The organism is Paenarthrobacter sp. 2TAF44, assembly GCF_052114885.1.
Lineage (GTDB): Bacteria > Actinomycetota > Actinomycetes > Actinomycetales > Micrococcaceae > Arthrobacter.
The window spans coordinates 87,696-105,015 of record NZ_JBFRFP010000010.1 but is presented as its reverse complement, the minus strand read 5'-3'; the positions used below and the strand labels follow the sequence as shown (position 1 = coordinate 105,015).

15 protein-coding genes are annotated in these 17,320 nt (G+C 61.2%); 10 read left to right on the top strand and 5 right to left on the bottom strand.

Translation table 11 applies throughout. From position 1 onward, the window contains the following. Positions 1-25: 25 nt before the first annotated feature. On the bottom strand, positions 26-1,183 hold the full coding sequence (locus AB4Z15_RS11685; protein WP_442017398.1) for a glycoside hydrolase family 76 protein: 1,158 nt from the start codon (positions 1,181-1,183) through the stop codon (positions 26-28). A gap of 91 nt (positions 1,184-1,274) precedes the next feature. On the opposite strand from AB4Z15_RS11685, the gene AB4Z15_RS11680 reads away from it, so the two are divergent. Next, positions 1,275-2,123 (top strand): SDR family NAD(P)-dependent oxidoreductase, encoded by an 849-nt coding sequence (locus tag AB4Z15_RS11680; protein WP_442017397.1) that lies wholly within the window; start codon positions 1,275-1,277, stop codon positions 2,121-2,123. After that, positions 2,123-3,394, top strand: coding sequence for an acyl-CoA dehydrogenase family protein (locus AB4Z15_RS11675; RefSeq protein ID WP_442017447.1), 1,272 nt, complete (start codon positions 2,123-2,125; stop codon positions 3,392-3,394). The genes AB4Z15_RS11680 and AB4Z15_RS11675 overlap by 1 nt, the downstream gene beginning before the upstream one ends. A 27-nt stretch (positions 3,395-3,421) precedes the next feature. Here AB4Z15_RS11675 and AB4Z15_RS11670 read toward each other — a convergent pair whose 3' ends face one another. The 3 genes from AB4Z15_RS11670 to AB4Z15_RS11660 form a co-directional block, all read right to left on the bottom strand. Beyond that, the gene (locus AB4Z15_RS11670) at positions 3,422-4,249 is read right to left on the bottom strand and encodes a DUF1684 domain-containing protein (protein WP_442017396.1); all 828 of its coding nucleotides are present in this window, start codon (positions 4,247-4,249) and stop codon (positions 3,422-3,424) included. A 291-nt stretch (positions 4,250-4,540) separates the two neighbouring features. Next, positions 4,541-5,968, bottom strand: a complete 1,428-nt coding sequence (locus AB4Z15_RS11665) for an Ig-like domain-containing protein (protein WP_442017395.1) — start codon at positions 5,966-5,968, stop codon at positions 4,541-4,543. Between the two features lie 91 nt (positions 5,969-6,059). Then, positions 6,060-6,755, bottom strand: coding sequence for a hypothetical protein (locus AB4Z15_RS11660; protein ID WP_442017394.1), 696 nt, complete (start codon positions 6,753-6,755; stop codon positions 6,060-6,062). Between the two features lie 209 nt (positions 6,756-6,964). On the opposite strand from AB4Z15_RS11660, the gene AB4Z15_RS11655 reads away from it, so the two are divergent. The 8 genes from AB4Z15_RS11655 to AB4Z15_RS11620 all read left to right on the top strand — a co-directional run bounded on the left by AB4Z15_RS11655 (position 6,965) and on the right by AB4Z15_RS11620 (position 16,654). Then, positions 6,965-8,560, top strand: a complete 1,596-nt coding sequence (locus AB4Z15_RS11655) for a sigma-70 family RNA polymerase sigma factor (protein ID WP_442017393.1) — start codon at positions 6,965-6,967, stop codon at positions 8,558-8,560. Between the two features lie 111 nt (positions 8,561-8,671). Then, entirely contained in the window at positions 8,672-9,586 is a 915-nt protein-coding gene (locus tag AB4Z15_RS11650; protein WP_442017392.1) for a PIG-L deacetylase family protein, read from the top strand. Then, positions 9,586-10,509 (top strand): ATP-grasp domain-containing protein, encoded by a 924-nt coding sequence (locus tag AB4Z15_RS11645; RefSeq protein WP_442017391.1) that lies wholly within the window; start codon positions 9,586-9,588, stop codon positions 10,507-10,509. The genes AB4Z15_RS11650 and AB4Z15_RS11645 overlap by 1 nt, the downstream gene beginning before the upstream one ends. Next, the gene (locus AB4Z15_RS11640) at positions 10,506-11,783 is read left to right on the top strand and encodes a glycosyltransferase (protein ID WP_442004685.1); all 1,278 of its coding nucleotides are present in this window, start codon (positions 10,506-10,508) and stop codon (positions 11,781-11,783) included. Before AB4Z15_RS11645 ends, AB4Z15_RS11640 begins: the two co-directional genes overlap by 4 nt. Continuing rightward, positions 11,780-12,910 (top strand): hypothetical protein, encoded by a 1,131-nt coding sequence (locus AB4Z15_RS11635; RefSeq protein ID WP_442017390.1) that lies wholly within the window; start codon positions 11,780-11,782, stop codon positions 12,908-12,910. Before AB4Z15_RS11640 ends, AB4Z15_RS11635 begins: the two co-directional genes overlap by 4 nt. A 44-nt stretch (positions 12,911-12,954) precedes the next feature. Continuing rightward, the gene (locus AB4Z15_RS11630; protein ID WP_442017389.1) at positions 12,955-13,284 is read left to right on the top strand and encodes a hypothetical protein; all 330 of its coding nucleotides are present in this window, start codon (positions 12,955-12,957) and stop codon (positions 13,282-13,284) included. A 117-nt stretch (positions 13,285-13,401) separates the two neighbouring features. After that, positions 13,402-16,200, top strand: coding sequence for a phosphoenolpyruvate carboxylase (gene ppc / locus AB4Z15_RS11625; RefSeq protein WP_442017388.1), 2,799 nt, complete (start codon positions 13,402-13,404; stop codon positions 16,198-16,200). Between the two features lie 148 nt (positions 16,201-16,348). Further along, positions 16,349-16,654 carry a hypothetical protein gene (locus tag AB4Z15_RS11620; RefSeq protein ID WP_442017387.1) on the top strand — a complete coding sequence of 102 codons (306 nt, stop codon included), beginning with the start codon at positions 16,349-16,351 and terminating at the stop codon, positions 16,652-16,654. A 7-nt stretch (positions 16,655-16,661) separates the two neighbouring features. Here AB4Z15_RS11620 and AB4Z15_RS11615 read toward each other — a convergent pair whose 3' ends face one another. Continuing rightward, positions 16,662-17,294 carry a DedA family protein gene (locus AB4Z15_RS11615; protein ID WP_431118258.1) on the bottom strand — a complete coding sequence of 211 codons (633 nt, stop codon included), beginning with the start codon at positions 17,292-17,294 and terminating at the stop codon, positions 16,662-16,664. Between the last annotated feature and the right edge of the window lie 26 nt (positions 17,295-17,320).

Below are 17,320 nucleotides of genomic sequence, written 5' to 3'. Positions count from 1 at the left end.
ACGTAACTGTTGCGTGCCCTAATTGCTAGCTCGCCAGCGTGGCTGCCGCCTCCAGTGTCATCCATGCCTGCAGTTGGGTGGAAAGCTCGACGGCGGTCCCCGCTGGATACGTCTCCCTCGCCGGGCGCAGGGGGTTGGGGGAGAAGGTGGGACCCGGATACTTGGGATCACTGGTGGACTCCCAGCGGCCATCCCAGAAGGCCCCGGCTGTGCTGAATACAAGGCCTCTGGCTGCCTTGCGCGTGGTTTCCGGGAGGCGCTGATCCCTCGCGGCGAGTGCAAGGTAACGGATCAGGATGCCGGTAAAGAGGCCCCCATCCCCGGTTCCATCACCGTGAATTACTTGCGTGCCGGGCACCGTGAGCTCCCTCGCAACGGCTTCGACCAGATGGGCGGCGCGGTCCAGGTTCTCCACTCCGCCCAGTTCCAGGAGTGCCCCAAGGATTGGCCCTTGGTTGTAGGTGTAGATCGCATCTTCGAGGATTACTTGCCCCTTGCGCAGCCGTAATCCGTCGAGATAAAGGCCTCGATCGGGGTGAAGGAGCTTACCGTTCAGCCAATTCACCAGGGCTTGAGCCCTCTCACGGCGATCGGTTCGTGCGAAGTAGAGGGCCACAGGGGCCGTTGCCGGGGTGTTCTTGAAGTCCCTCTTGGTACTCCAGAATGTTCCGCCACCCAGGTCGTCCGTGGAGGCTGAGTCGAATTGAAGCGTCAGCTTCCGGCGGATGTATGCATTCCGGCGACGTCCGGGCTTTCGCGTCTCCTCGGCCAGCTTTTCCAGCCGGAGCGTGGACAATGCCAGCCAGGCCATGTCGTCGTAGTAATCGTTGACGTACCGGAAGAAGTTTCTGAACCGCATGGTGGTGACCAGCCGGGAAGCGAGCCGTCCCGCGCTCGGGCGGGAGTCGCCGTCGAACCTCGTTTTGGTGGCCAGTTCCCTCCGACCCGTGTCCACCAAGCAGTCGACGTAGTGCGCCTGCCACCAGTAGTGCCATGGACCGAGAAGGCTGCGGATGCCGCGGAAGGGGATGCTGATAGCGCCGATGTGGGTGCCTGGGAGGAAAAGCAGCCGTCTGCCGAAGGCCCGTGTGACAGAACGGGCGGCCTCATCTGCGCGAATGGCCCACATTGCCGCCTCCGTTGCGGGTGGTTGCTGGCCGGCGGGATTGCTTTCGGTGGGCATGGAACCAGCCTATCGGGGGCCCAAGGTGCGCCGGATCACAATTCCAGTTAACATGCATTAACGGATTTGAGTTCTGCATCAAGGAGGATGGATGGACATCAAGGGCACGGTCGCGCTGGTCACCGGCGGTGCGTCAGGCTTGGGCGCGGCAACCGCTAAGCGCTTGTTCGACGTCGGAGCGTCGGTGGTGTTGGTGGACCTGCCAAATTCTGCAGGGGAGGATTACGCGGCGGAGTTGAACACCATTGGCTCGGCGGCTGGCTCGAACGGAGCTGGCTCGAATGCCGCGGGTTCCGCTGCTGGGGACTCAGTTCCACGGGCTGTCTTTGCCCCCGCAGACGTGACCAACGAAGCCCAGGTCCAGGCCGCCGTCGACGCCGCCGCTTCTCTGGGAACCCTGCGGATCGTAGTTAACTGCGCAGGCATCGCGACGCCGGGCAAGGTCCTGGGCCGTGAGGGTGTCCTGCCCCTCGAGGCATTCAACAAAGTCATCCAGATCAACCTCGTTGGAACCTTCAACGTCATCCGCCTGGCAGCTGCAGCCATGGTGGAAAATGAGCCGGTCACTACCGAATTAGGCGGCCCGGAACGCGGAGTCATCATCAATACGGCGTCCGTCGCCGCTTTCGAAGGGCAGATCGGCCAGCCAGCCTATGCCGCATCCAAGGGTGCTGTTGCGGCGATGACACTGCCCCTGGCGCGCGAGTTCGCCCGCTCCCTGATCCGGGTTGCTACCATTGCCCCCGGCATCTTCGAGACTCCGATGATGGCCGGATTGCCCCAAGCTGCCCAGGAGTCGCTCGGCCAGCAAGTACCCCATCCTGCGCGGCTCGGCCGCGCGCCCGAATACGCCAATCTTGCCGCCCACATCGTCGAGAATGCGATGCTGAACGGCGAGACGATCCGGCTGGACGGCGCCATCCGCATGGGCCTGAAATGATGGGGGACTACAGCGGAGGGCCGGCTCCCGCGGGTTCGGGGCGCTACATACCGGCGTCTGTGGCGGACCTGCCCAAGGCCGACTTCTTCGACTTTGAGTCTCTCCTGAGTGTCCAGGAACAGCGGAAACTCAACGAGCTCCGCTCCTTCCTTGCCGCCGAGATCGCGCCCTACGCCGGACAGTGGTGGGACAAAGCCGAGTTCCCCGAACACATCCTGCCCAAGCTCGCGGCCCTCCGGCTCAGTGCTCCCGCCCAGCGCGGCTACACACATTTGTTCGCCGGGCTGGTCATTGCCGAGATGACACGGGTGGACACCTCCATCGCGACGTTCTTCATGGTCCATCATGATCTCTTCGTTGAGTCGCTCTACGACTTTGGCAGCGATGTCCAGCAGGACAAATACCTCGACGACGCCTCAAACCTCCGCACAACGGGCGCCTTCGCGCTCACCGAACCAGAGCACGGATCCGACGTCGCGGGCGGTATGCAGACAACAGCACGCCGTGTGGAAAGGGCGGAGTCCGACGGCGGCGATTACTGGGTGATCAACGGCGCCAAGCGCTGGATCGGCAACGGGACGTTCTGCGACTACATGCTGGTTTGGGCCAAAGATGAAAGCGATGGTGCTGTACGAGCATTCATTGTGGACGCCTCACTACCGGGTATCACGCGGAGCCGGATAGAGAACAAAATTGCCCTGCGGACAGTGCAGAATGCCGACATTCTCTTCGAAGACGTCCACGTCACGGAATCAGACCGTTTCGCAGGAATCAGCAGTTTCGCGGACACGAACCACCTCCTGCGCGGCTCACGGATCATGGTTGCCTGGCAGGCAGTCGGCCAGCAGTTGGCAGCCTTCGATGTCGCACGGCAGTATGCGGTGGAACGACTGCAGTTCGGTAAACCCCTTGCCCGGTTCCAGCTGATCCAACAGCACCTGGTGGACATGCTCGGCAACGCCGTGGCCAGCATGGGAATGATGGTGCGGATCGCCCAACTTCAGGAGGGCATTTCCCGCGACGCACAAGGTGCCCGGCACGGCGGTGCCGACATGTCACAGGTGGCTCTGGCAAAGGCCTACTGCAGTGCACGCATGCGTGAAAGTGTGGCCTTGGGACGCTCCATCCTGGGCGGAAACGGTATCGTCACCGACTACAAAATTGCCAAGATCTTCGCCGACGCTGAGGCCATCTTCACCTACGAGGGCTCATACGAGATCAACTCATTGATCGTGGGCCGTGCAGTAACGGGTGTCTCTGCGATCGTCTAGCCAGCCGCTGTCCGGGTTCCCGGCGCTTTACTCCTGAGGGATCTTTTCGCCAGCCTCAACGCGGACGTCGATGGAATTTCCGCGGACCGGCATCGGGCAGGTGCCATAAGGGGTAAAGGCGCTGGGGTAGTTGATGGCGCGGTTGAAATCGATCACCACAGATCCATCAGGGCGTGGGCGGGGAATGAAAACCTTCCTCCACTCGTCCGTGGTGTCGCCGTTGGTTTCATCATGGAAGGTCACGTTCAAAGCGCCGAGTTTCTCTTCCTCAGCATGGAGTCGAACTTCATGGGCAACGCCAGGAACCCGGAACACCACCTCCCCGACCGAACGATGAACGCCGTCCACCAAGGGGTTGGCCGTTCCGATGGGTACATCCACCGGCTGGTCATAGGGTTCGAACCGACCCTGAATCACCCAGTCCGGGTTGTAATCGTAGGTGGGAACCCCAGTGAAGTCCGTAAAAACAGGCGAGCCCGCATCTCTGGTCCGGATGGCATACTTGTCCGCCCGCATCGCAAGCTCCACCACCACCTGCTTGCCGTCTTCGCCGCCGTACTGCACCCACATCAGGGACTCTTCATCCTGCAGGGTTGCCGTCACGGTGCCATCAACGCTTTCGCCGGTTTCAACGAGGGTCAGGCCGTCCTCGCTGGTGGCCGTGAGGGTTGCAGTCCTGCCATCCGTTGACCACAGGCCCGGGGCAAACTCGACTTCTGCCGGCTCCGACTCGAGCCACTGAAACGATGTGAGCGTCAGCCAGCCGTGATCCGAGGCCAGTGCTGCATTTCGAGACGCTCGGAACCGCTCCCAACGGGCAAGCTGGGCATCTGTTGCAGTGGTGGGCGAGCTCATGATTCTCCTCGTCAGATGTGAGCCACGGTTGGGCGGCTTTGCAATCTCCTCAACTATGCGCCGCACCGGTGCATTCCCGGAAGCGTGCAGCATTGAGCGTGGAACCCCGACCATGCATCCGGATGCGTCTAACCCTATGAGTGCAACCCTATGCGTGCAACGATGGGCCGCGCATCGTGTGCGCGGCCCATCGTTTGCTTGAGATCGCCATTCGCAGTGGAGCCTATGAGTCCTTGCGGTCTTGCATGGCTATCGGGATGTCCGTGGCCATCCGACTCGGCCTTTTGCTATTTAGTGCTGACGACGAGCCGATCGCCTGACGCCCAGGAAAGCGAGCAACGATCCCAAGGCCAACAGTGCAGCGGCTGCGTAGATGAAGGCTGGGCTTTGAGCGCCAGTAGTAGCCAGGGGTTCTGGTCCTGCAACTTCCGCGGGCTGAGTGGGCTCGTCAGTGGCTACAAGTACCGGGCTTGTGGTGCTGGCGCTTGGGCTGGGTGTTGCGGTGCTGGTGCTAGGGCTGGGCGTGGGTGTTGGTGTTGCGGTGGTGGGGCTCGGCGTGGGTGTGGGTGTCGGGGTCGGTGTGGGTGTTGCGGTGGTGGGGCTCGGCGTGGGTGTGGGTGTCGGGGTCGGTGTGGGTGTTGCGGTGGTGGGGCTCGGCGTGGGTGTTGCGGTGCTGGGGCTTGGCGTCGGAGTCGGTGTGGGTGTTGCGGTGCTGGGGCTCGGGGTCGGCGTGGGCGTCGGTGTCGGGCTTGCCGTTCCGTTGCCTGTTCCGTCAGCGCGCGTCCGCCGGGTTTCGGCCCCAACGGGGGTTTCCTCGCCTGCAATAGTCACGGTTCCGCTGTTGGTGTAGACGTCCAGCTTCTTGTCGGTCACTTTGGTGACGACGAACAGCTCCACCCGTTCGCCCTTGGGCAGGCCCGTCCATCGCACCGTTGCTTCTTGGGGAGTGCACTCGACAGTTGCGGGGTATCGCTCGTTGTCCATTGGCTCGGTGATGTTTCCGGAGCTGCTGACAACCTTGCCCACCCGCGGAGTGACGTGGTCACAATCGATTTCCATGCTAGCGGCGGGCGTGTCGGTGACAACGACGTCGTTTGATTCTGAAGGCATCGGAGGCATGTAAAAGATGGATTCAAGTTCAGTTTGGGGAGCGTCGGCCCACCACATGGACTTCCCCGCCGAAGTAGGGGGAGCGGGATCGCAGTCTTTGGTGCATGGACCATCGACATTCACAGGCACGCGCACCACTGTGGATCCCACGGTGAAGTTCAGTTCCGTCGTTTCGCCGGTGCCCGGCTGCACAGCATATTGCGTACTGAAATTGCACGTCCCACCCACATTGTTGGGATGGTCCGCCACGAAGTCGGTCAACGTGAAGACCACTTGTCCGGCATCGTTCGCTGCTGCCTTGGCGACCGTTACGCCGTCGGCGTTGTCAAGATCAAATGACGCGGCACCAAACCATCGAAGCTCTGGTGGTAGCTGGAGGTTGAAGGTATCGCCCGGTTGCGAGTTGTCAGGAACGGACCACTGACAGGTCAGGTCTACTTGGTCCCATTGGTTCGTAACTACTGAATCCGTGCTGATGGTGACCGCCGCACCCGGGATCACGGCAGCATTGGCTGGCCCTGCCGACCAGGCGAGCCCGAAGGCTGTCACCACAACAGCCAGTAGCGCGGCCACCAAGGAGGCAGACTTTAGATGGAGCTGATTCTTCATGTGTTGGATGGTCCTTCGAATGCGGAAGCGTGTCTCGTCGCATGGTGAGTGGCGGCTCAACGCTGTTCGTGACGGCACCAATAGGCTTCACTCACATTGCCTCGGGAATGTAGTCCTGGGACGCGGGCTCTGAAGAGGCATTTGCCAACGGGAAGAACTGCATGCGCGCGGGTCGCAGGGCTCCTTCGCCCAGGCTTTCCATGGCAGTCCTGCACTCCATCAGTTGCCCAAGGTTGTTCGCCGAGAGAGGTAACAGCACGTGGACAGCAGAATTCTTGTACATGGCAGTAGCACCTGTCCCGTGCAGCTGCCGTTGAACAGTTTCTCCGAGCCGCGCCAGCAGCGTCCAGCGATGGCCGCGGCTCTCAAGGGGCTGGGGCAGGGACAGGATCGCAAGGGCGTAAGGGTGGGAACAGGCCGTTCCAAAAATGGAGAGTTCGTGGATTTGTCGCTGGAAATGGGCTTGCGTGGCCAGGCCCGTCTCAACGTCCGTGCACGAAATCGCTGGTGCAGAATCGGCGGCCTCTGCCCATCCCTCAGCCAAGGATTGGAGAGCCTCTATATCCATGTTCCGGTCTGCCGCCAGGAAGAGGGCGCGGAAGTCCGTCATGGTTTCGCTGATTCCAACGCCGTTCCTAGCCCGCGCCGCGCCCAAGGATCTTGCGGTAGGAGGTGGAACATTGGCTCGAGTTGCCAGCGATGTCACCACCGTGCGGACCTCAGGCAGGAACCAGTCTGCGGGGAACCGCCAACCATTCTGATAACTGGTGGTCTGCCATCTGCGCATCAACAGGTGTCGGGAAAATGTACATTCGGCGAATGATTTTGTCCGGAACGATGTCATATCCGAATAGTGCGTCCGACTAAGGATTCATGACGAAAAGCGGTGGAAGGATCTCTTTGGTAAAGAGCCTATACAAATTCGCGTCATGACTTGAGCTTGATGCGCACTGCGTATATATGGGCACGATTTTATACGTTGTGGGGCTGCCTTAAATGGCATCCGGGACAGGTACTGACAACGCTTCCAGCGCGGGAGTTGAGAGCGATGGTCATCTTATCGGGTTGGTGCGGGGCGGTGACATGTCCGCATTCGACGAACTGTACGAACGCCACATGTCCGTCGCGTCCACAGTGGCCCGGCGAAACGTGGACAATCCAAGTGACGCCGAGGATGTTGTGGCCGAGGCTTTCCAAGCCGTATTGCAGAGCCTGGTTGCGGGACGGGGGCCGGACACCTTCTTCAGGGCGTATCTGCTGTCCACTGTCACCCGTCTGTCACATCATCGGAACCGGAAGGCCGGGAGGTCGCTGCCCAGTAGCGATGACGCAATTCTTGACCGTACGCTGCCGGATCCCGATGCTGTAGTCAAAGCCTTCGAATCCCATACGGTCGCAAAGGCATTTCGCGCCCTTCCCGAACGGTGGCAGGCCGTGCTGTGGTATCTGGACGTGGAAAGAATGAAGCCAGCGGCGGTGGCGCCGCTTCTGGGCCTGTCCGCGAATGCCGTGTCAGCACTGGCGCTTAGGGCACGGGAAGGCCTGAGGAGGCAATACCTGCAGGCCCATGTGGCGGAAGAACCGGACAGCGACTGCGCTGGATTCGCATCGAAACTCGGTACCTTCATTCGAGGTGGACTTTCAAGGATTGCTGAACGCAAGATGCGTCAACACCTTAATGGTTGCTCGAAATGCACCGGCGCTCTCTCGGAACTAAAGGACGTTCAGGGAACCATGAGGGCTGTGCTTATTCCGCTGGTGACCGGCGTACCTCTCGCCACCTTGGCAGCCAAGGGTGCCGGACTGGGTTTCCTGGGAGGGCTGGTCCCCATCAAGGCAGCGATAGTGGTCCCGGCTATCGGGCAACCAGCGGTAATGGCCATGGTGGCGGTAGCAGGATTGGGCCTGGCTCTAGGCGCGGTTGGAATCGTTGGTCGCTTGACGCCGGATGTCCCCATGGAGCAGTTGGCCATTGAGACAAGTTCCTCCCATCAGGAGTCATTCGTGGGGACTCATGCCCCCACTCCCACAGCGACGCCGATGCCGAGCCTGCCATCGCCGGCGTCGCCAGCAGCAGTTGAGCCAGCGCCGTCAAGCGCCGGGCATGAGGGCTCAAACGCTGGGGCCGAACCCTTGGTCGCCGCCCCGGTACCTTCCGGCATGGAATCCCAGCCGCCCTCGCAACAATCTGTTCCTTCGCCGGACCCCGCCTCATCAGCGGCAACTGCCCTTCCCGCGTCACTTGTAGCGGTGACAGCCTCGGTGCGGATACCAAAGGACCATGGTTCCGGCATGACGGCCATGGAGGTGGACTTTGGGATCGGCGGTTCACAGTCCCTGGGACCGGCCAAAGCCGTGTTCTCTGTGGAGCCGGATGCACGGATCCAGGAGAGTTCATTGATTGCTCCGGAAGGGTGGTCGTGCTCGATGGACGGGCGGACAGCCGTCACGTGCATTACAGGTTCGGCACGGCGGAGCGACCTCCATTTTCAGGTTTCAGCCCAGTCCAAGCGAAAAAAGGGCGCCGGTGTCCTGACATATTCCTTGAGTGGAAGTGGTCTTGCAGCTGGCGAATTTGTGCACAAATACTGACCCCGAATCACTGCTGGATACAGCGTCACGAACCTATTGCTCAGGCCACTACCTCAGAGGCGGTGCCCCGAGAGGGCAGTCGCCCATTTATCTGTGCAATTTAGGGGAAATATGAAAGCGACGTTGTTGGCCGCTGCGGGCTTGCTGGGCGCGTTGGCGGCGGTTTGGGCTTTGCTCCCGATCGGTCAAAACTGGTTCGTTCGCAGGTTCAGCTCGCCGCATGGCCTCCGATGGGCCATGGCAAGTTTGGGCGCCCTGTTGCTGCTGTCTCTGGTGGGATGCGCAATGGGGCCGACGCAGCGCCCATGGCTTGAGGTTGTAGTCCTGCTCGCAGGAGCCGCGTTGATTGTGGGCTTTCTTGTCGCGCCAGCCTTCAGGATTCACCATGGTGTGGCCATTCAGCCTCGAAGGGTGCTGGCCATAGGAGCGCACCCTGATGACCTGGAATTGGCTTGCGGTGCCACCCTCGCCAAATTGGCCGATGCCGGGCATGAAGTCCGAACCATGGTTATGAGCTCGGGGGGAAAGGGAGGAGACAGCGCCATCCGTCTCACCGAAGCCGCATCGGGCTCGGATTTCATGGGTGCGTCCAAGGTCCATGTCCACGACTTTACGGACACCAGCCTCGCGGAACATGGGGATGAAATGGTCCAAGCGATTGAAGCCGTGATGGCCGATTTTCGCCCTGACGTTGTGATTACCCATTCCCGTAACGACTACCACCAGGACCATCAGGCCGTACACAGTGCGACTATGCGGGCCGCCCGCCAGCACTCCTCCATCCTGTGCTTCGAGAGTCCTTCATCCACACGGCAGTTCGATCCCAGTGTCTTCGTGGATATCGCGGGGTATGTGGACGTGAAGATTCACGCCGTTGCCATGCACCGGAACCAAAAGGGCAAGCCATATATGAGTGCAGAAAGAGTCCGCAGCCTCGCAGCGTTCAGGGGCTCGCAAGTGAAGACGACATATGCAGAGGGTTTCGAACCTGTTCGACTACTTGGCTCTGCGGTAGGGGAGTTCTGATGGTCCGGGTACTGGTAACAGGCGTTGGAGGGCCAGCTGGCTCCTCCTTGGCGGATCAGCTGAGGGAACTGGGACACTGGGTCCTGGGCGTTGATATGCAACCGGTCCACGGTTCAGCGGCTGACATGGTCTCCTTGGTATCGGCCTCCAGTTCTCCCGACTACCTGTGGGAATTGCGGGGACTCGTGGGCGCCCATGGCATCGAGCTCGTGGTGCCAACCGTCAGCGATGAACTCGTGCTCGTTTCCGAAGCCCGGCAAGGGTTCGCTCCTAATGTCGAGGTCCTCATTGCCGAACCCGCACCCGTTCGAATCGCGAATGACAAGTTCCTCACCATGAGGTGCCTTGCCAATGCAGGCGTCGCTGTCCCCGATTTCGGGCTCCCCGGCGATTTCGCCTCTGTCAACGAGGCGATGGCGCGGTTAGGGGGGTCCCTGGTGGTCAAGCCACGGATTTCGCGCGGTGGACGCGGGGTTCAGATCCTGGAAAAGACTGGCGACGGCGGCCGGAACGCGGCCCGCGTCTGGTCCTCCTTGGACGATTCCTGGATCGTGCAACGATTCGCGCCTGGAACAGAGTACGCGCCCGTGGTCCTCCACAGCAGGCCGGAGCCGGGTCAGGACGATCTTGTGGTGGTGTTGGAGAAGACAGAACTCAAAGAGGGGCGGGTGGGTAACGCCGTGTCCGTCAGGAGGATTGAGGGAGCCGAGAGTGCCGACGTGGCTCAATTGGCTGATTCAGCCGTGACCGCGCTCGGATTGACTGGACCTATCGACGTGGACGTGCGCCGTCTGCAGGACGGAAGTCCGGTGGTACTGGAAATTAACGCGAGGTTTGGCGCAAACAGTGCGTTCGCCCCCGAACTCCTGGAGAACGTTCTTGGCCGATATGTGGCCGGTCGATTAACCGGAAGGCCTGCGTGACACCTCTTGATGCTGCCCTGGCATTTGTCCAGGTTGGAGGCGTACTGATTCTCGGTTTCGGTGTGGTCAAAATCGTCTATGTTCCACTGGCCTTGTATTTCAACCGGCTTTACCGTTCCAACTCTGCCAAGCATCGTTATTCCGTCATCACTGACCGGCCGTTGGTCTCGGTGATCGTGCCCGGCTACAACGAGGCCGTCGTGATCACCAGTTGCGTCGAGTCGATCCTTGCCAGCCGTTATCTTCGTCTGGAAGTGATTCTGGTGGACGACGGTTCCACTGATTCCACCGCCAGCATCATGGCCGGGCTTGCAGATCAATATGATCGGGTGCGATTTCTCTCCCAAACGAACGCGGGGAAGGGAGCTGCGCTCAACTATGGCATCGCTAAGGCCAATGGCGACATCCTGATGTTTGTCGATGCCGACGGAATTTTTGCCCCTGACACCCTGATGCGCATGCTCGAGGGTTTTGATCACACCAAGGTGGGAGCGGTGTGCGGCGACGACCGGCCGGTTAACCTGAATCGCGTTCAAACGATGATGCTTGCCGTTCTAAGCCATGTCGGGACCGGCCTGGTCCGCAGAGCCTTGTCCTTGTTGCATTGCCTGCCAATCGTCTCCGGGAACATAGGTGCCTTCCGCCGTGACGTAGTCCAGCTGGTAGGCGGTTTTCACGAGGACACGCTCGGTGAGGACCTTGAGCTTACTTGGCGTGTCTATAAGGCCGGCTACCGGGTAAGGTTCCAGCCCTCAGCGCTGGTTTATGCCGAGTCGCCGTCAACGATGGGCGGGTTGTGGCGGCAGCGCGTTCGGTGGTCGCGGGGCTTGCTGCAGACCCTCCGGATGCACATCGGGATGCTTGGGCGGAGGCGTTACGGCTTGTTTGGCATGTTCCTTTTGTTCAACGCCATCACCATGGTGGTGATCCCTATGCTGCAACTAGCCATCTTGGCGGTGCTTCCTTTCCTGTACCTTGCTGGTTCGGGTCCCGTACCCGCTGAAGTCCTCGCCATTCTTGGTTGGTTGGGATTGTTTGTATCCCTCGCGCTGATCGTCTTCTCCATTGGCCTCAACAGGTCATGGAAGGATCTTCGTTTTCTGTGGACGTTGCCACTGTGGCCCCTGTACTCGGTATTCGTTGGACTGGCTTTAGCCAGCGCAATCGTCAAGGAGATCCGCGGTAGCCCTGCCGTGTGGAACAAGTTGCAACGGACCGGCGTGATCTCCGTAACTGCCGCCGAGGCCAGCCCCCGTTACGAGGCAGGGGTATGAAGGCTATTGGACCTCCGACGTTCGTTGCCAGGCTAACTGCCTCGTTGGTGGCCTCGATCCTCGTTGTTGCATTCTCGGGCGTCACCGCCTGCGCACGAGAACCGGAGCATCGTCCCGTGGACCGCATGGTAAATCTTGGCTTTGAGGACGTCGTCAACGAGGACACCTCGCACCTTGTTGACTTGGCGGAGCGATTGGACGCAGTGAACGCAACAGCTGTATCGATTTCCGTAGGACGCACAGACTGGACGGCTTTTCCCTGGTCCGGCCACGCAGAGGCCAGATCTTATGAGGTTTCCAGCACGAAAAGAGACTTCGTAGGGGAGTCGATCTCAGCTTTGGGGGTGGCGCATGACGGCAAGGAACGTGATGTGATCCTCACGATCGATGTCCTGTTGGACCGTGCGCTGAGTGAGGACCCCTCCCTGGCAGGACGGAATATCGCTGGAGAGCCATCCGAGTCCTTCGCCAGTGTGTCGTCCCTGCGGCACGGCAAGGCAGGCGCCCGCTTGGCTTCCTTGGCTGCCGCCGTCGCGAAGAAGTACCGGCCCACAGCCGTGAATCTCACGGAATTGATGTTCGATGATTTCACCTTTGGCAGTGAAGACTTCGATGACTTCAAAGCCACCACCGGTGAAGATGACTGGCCCCGGAACCACGAAGGCGGCATCGACCAGTCAGATGCCCGGATCAACACGTGGCGGAGCGAAGCCATGGCGGACATCGTGCGGAGGGTGGGAGCCGCCGTCGAACCCTATAGTGTGCGGCTGGAAATGGACGTCCGGTCGCCGCGGGATTCACCGTCGGCGGATCGCGCTGACAGCGGCCATGACTACGACCTCTTGCTCAAGCAGCTCTACCGGCTCCACGTTTGGGAGTACGTAGGACTCAATGCAGAGCGCTCGCCGCAGACGAAGGACCTCGCTGAAGCCCTGACCCGCCGCGCGGGCGACCGCATGTCGTTGTCTATCGGGCTGTGGTCCGATGACGGCACGATCTCTGCGGAAAGGTTCGGAACGGCCTTGCATGAGGCTGTTCGGGGCGGGGCCACATCCGTGTCGGTGACACCCGCAAGCCTCATGGACGCCGGGCATTGGGAGGTCTTGCGGAAAGCCTGGGCCCGGTAATTATGGGCTGTCCGGTGCTCACCCCGGGGGCGTACCCTGAGCGCATGGGCATGGAATCCGTGATGGCGGCAGTAGTAAGCCTTGCACTGATTGTGGGGTCGGTTTGGGCTGGCACACGGCTGGTGCAGAAGGGTGTTTCCGCGAAGGGGGCAACCGGCACACTCGGGAGTGTCCTCTCCATGATTGAACCAGCCACAGGTGCGCCGACCAAGATGGAGGCGGCGGCAGCACGCGAGGAAGTGCGGCAGCGAAGGCACGAGAAATTGGTGGCCGGCCCGGGCACCGCAGAGGCCGAACTGTTCGCCGGGAAGGTGGTCCTGCCGCCGTCGACGAGTAAAGCCGCTAAGCAGCAATCCGGTGACGCCAAAATCTGAGACGTATTCCCGCAGTAGAGTCCCGTGCGGGTAAGATCCCGTAGGAAACATTAGTAACCCGGCTCACAGTATCCAGCGCAGTGTACGAGCCAAACCAGATCCCGAAGGTAAGTATCTATGGTTCACACTGCCCATCAAGACACCGATCTCGCCGCAGAACTGCGCGCCGATGTGCGCCGCGTTTCCACCCTGTTGGGTGAGTCCCTGGTGCGACAACACGGCCCGGAATTGCTGCAGCTCGTGGAGCAGGTCCGCCTGCTGACCAAGGAATCCAAAGAGGCCGCGCGGGGCGGAGCCGACGCGACCGGTCCATGGAGCGCGCACGACGTCGTTGCCCAGGTCCGCGAGTTGCTCGCCTCCCTGCCTCTGGACCAGGCGACGGATCTGGTTCGTGCCTTCGCGTTCTATTTCCACCTCAGCAATGCGGCCGAGCAGGTCCACCGCGTCCGTGGGCTTCGGACCAGGCAGGAGAAGGACGGCTGGCTTGCGAAGGCTGTCACGGAAATCGCCGGCCAAGCTGGGCCGCAGGTCCTTCAGGACGTTGTGAATGAGCTGGATGTTCGGCCCATTTTCACGGCACACCCTACCGAGGCCTCCCGACGTTCAGTGCTGGACAAGGTCCGCAAACTCTCCGACGTCTTGGCCCAGCCCACTGAAGAGGGAACGTCTGCCCGGCGCCGGCAGGATCGCCAACTCTCGGAAATCATCGACCAAATGTGGCAGACCGATGAGCTCCGGCAGGTCCGGCCGACGCCGGTGGATGAAGCGCGCAACGCGATCTACTACCTGAACAGCATCCTCACCGATGCCATGCCGGAGATGCTGACTGACCTCTCCGAGCTCCTTGCCGAGCACGGCGTGGTCCTGCCCGCTGCCAGCGCGCCACTGCGCTTCGGATCCTGGATCGGTGGCGACCGCGATGGAAACCCCAACGTCACTGCGGCCGTTACACGCGAAATCCTGCAGTTGCAGAACCAGAACGCGGTGCGGATCAGTATCGCGTTGATCGACGAGCTGATCTCGGTCCTGTCCAACTCCACCGCCTTGTTCGGGGCTGACCAGGAGCTGTTGGACTCGATCGACGTGGATCTCAAGAACCTGCCCGGTCTGGACAAGCGCATCCTGGAGCTCAATGCCCAGGAGCCTTATCGACTCAAGCTCACGTGTATCAAAGCCAAGCTCATAAACACGGGTCGCCGAGTTTCCGCCTCGACGTACCACGAGCCCGGCCGCGACTACGCCACCACAAGTGAGCTGTTGGCCGAGTTCGGCCTGCTCGAAGAGTCGCTCCGGAACCACGCAGCGGGCCTTGTTGCCGACGGTGCCTTGGCTCGTGTCCGCCGTGCGATCGCCGCCTTTGGCCTTCACTTGGCAACCCTGGACATCCGTGAACATGCCGATTACCACCACGACGCCGTCGGACAGCTCGTGGACCGTCTTGGTACCGAGAAGCCGTATGCCTCCTTGACCCGCGAGGAACGTTTCGAATTCCTCGGTGCCGAGCTGGCCTCACGCCGTCCGCTCTCCGGCCATCCGATCAAGCTCGAAGGCACTGCGGACGGCACCTACGACGTCTTCCGGAGCATCCGCCAGGCCCTGCACACTTATGGTCCGGACGTCGTGGAAACGTACATCATTTCCATGACCCGGGGCGCCGATGACGTCCTGGCCGCCGCTGTGCTGGCACGCGAGGCCGGTTTGATTGACCTCTTCGGGGCCAAGCCGCATGCCAAGATTGGCTTTGCTCCACTGCTGGAAACCGTGGAGGAGCTCCGCGCCTCCGCTGAGATTGTGGATCAGTTGCTCTCTGATCCGTCCTACCGTGACTTGGTCCGTCTCCGCGGCGACGTCCAGGAAATCATGCTCGGGTACTCCGATTCCAACAAGGAATCCGGTGTCATGACCAGCCAGTGGGAGATCCACAAGACCCAGCGGAAGCTGCGTGATGTGGCTGCCAAGCACGGCGTGAGGGTCCGCTTGTTCCATGGCCGTGGTGGTTCCGTGGGCCGTGGCGGTGGTCCGACGTATGACGCCATCATGGCCCAGCCCAATGGTGTGCTCGAGGGCGAAATTAAGTTCACGGAGCAGGGCGAGGTCATCTCGGACAAGTACTCCCTTCCCGAACTTGCCCGCGAGAACCTTGAGCTGTCCTTGGCAGCTGTCATGCAGGGTTCTGCCTTGCACCGGACTCCGCGTACTTCCGAAAACGAGCGCGAGCGCTACGCAAATGTCATGGAAACCATTTCCGATGCTGCCTTTGCACGCTATCGGGCATTGATCGACGACGCCGATCTTCCCGCCTACTTCCTGGCGTCCACACCAGTGGAGCAGTTGGGCTCCTTGAACATCGGATCACGCCCCTCCAAGCGTCCCGATTCCGGGGCCGGCCTCGGTGGGCTCCGGGCCATCCCGTGGGTGTTCGGTTGGACGCAGTCGCRCCAGATCGTTCCAGGTTGGTTCGGCGTGGGCTCGGGTCTGAAGGCTGCACGCGAAGCCGGTGACGCTGACCAGCTCATGGAAATGATGGACCGTTGGCACTTCTTCCGTTCGGTGATTTCCAACGTCGAAATGACCTTGGCCAAGACCGACATGGAGATCGCGGGACACTACGTTTCTTCCTTGGTTCCTGAGGAACTGCACCGCTTGTTCCACATGATCCGGGACGAGTACGAGCTCACAGTTGCCGAAATCGAGCGCCTGACCGGGGAGCTCGAGCTCCTTGACGCGCAGCCCACCCTGAAGCGATCGCTGGAAATCCGTGATCAGTATCTGGACCCGATCAGTTACCTTCAGGTGGAGTTGCTCCGCCGCGTGCGCGAGGAATCGGTGTCCGGCGCGGAGATTGATGAACGGCTCCAGCGCGCCATGCTGATCACCGTCAACGGTGTGGCCGCCGGCCTGCGCAACACCGGCTAGACGCTCTCTCACGTCCCACCGGTTTTTCCGGATCCTTCTCTCACATCCGGCCGGTTTTTCCGGATCGCTCTCTCGCCCCACGAAGCGTCAACGGGGCGGGGGAGCGTTCCGGCTTAAAGCAGCTGCGCGTGGGCGTTAAGGTTGTTGGATGCCGTCGTTCCAGACCAAGTTAAAGATCACTGGCCTCAAGCCTGGCAACCCTCCCGAATCGGTCATGGCGGCGGCCATCGAAGCATTGGAAACCCGCCATCATGTGGAATCGAACCAGCTGGACATTGTGGGCGGTGTCCCGCAGCTCAGCCTGCGCTTCACCGTGAACGACCGCGACTATACCGGTGAGAACGACGAAGCCCGGACTTCGGCTGCCATGATGCGCGACGCCGTCGAACGCGTTGCGCTGACCGGAAGCCTTTACGTGCTGCGTCGCAGCCGTGGTCGCTGGGCGCCGATCTAGGCGAACGTCATTCCGGTTGGGGCACGTCGCCATCGAAGGGTTCATCCACTGGGGAGCGGCTCCCGCGCCGTCGTGTGACAATCAGTCCGACCACCACGCCGATGACCAAGCCGACGCCCACCCCAATCAGTGAGCTGGCCCAGAATGGCAGTTTGGTCGCGGAGCCCGTGAAGTAGCCCAGGCCCACCTGCCACACGGCCCACAGCACGGCGCCCAATCCGGCGCAGAGGCTGAAACCACGGACGGAGACGTTGGCGATTCCAGCTGCGGATGAGGTTGCGAGCCTGCCGCCAGGGACGAAACGGGCACCGATGATAGCCCCATAAGTGGAGGATCGGCCTGCCTTGGCGATGGCCTCGTGGATTCCACGGTGGACTTTCCTGCCCCATGCCCAGCGATCCAGTACATGGCTCACGCGCCGCTTAAACAGTAAGTAGACAGCCATGTCTCCGAGCCAGGACGCGAAGGCCGCTAGCAGCAGGATGAGCCAGAAATTGGCGTGTCCGTCGGCTGCCAGAGCTCCACCGGTGATGACCACCATTTCGGACGGGATCGGGGGGAAGATGGCATCGCCCAGCACCATGGGAACGATCCACAAGTAAATTGCGGATCCCCACGTCTCGGGGGCGATGAAGTCCATTGGCACAAGGTACCGCACTTGCCGCT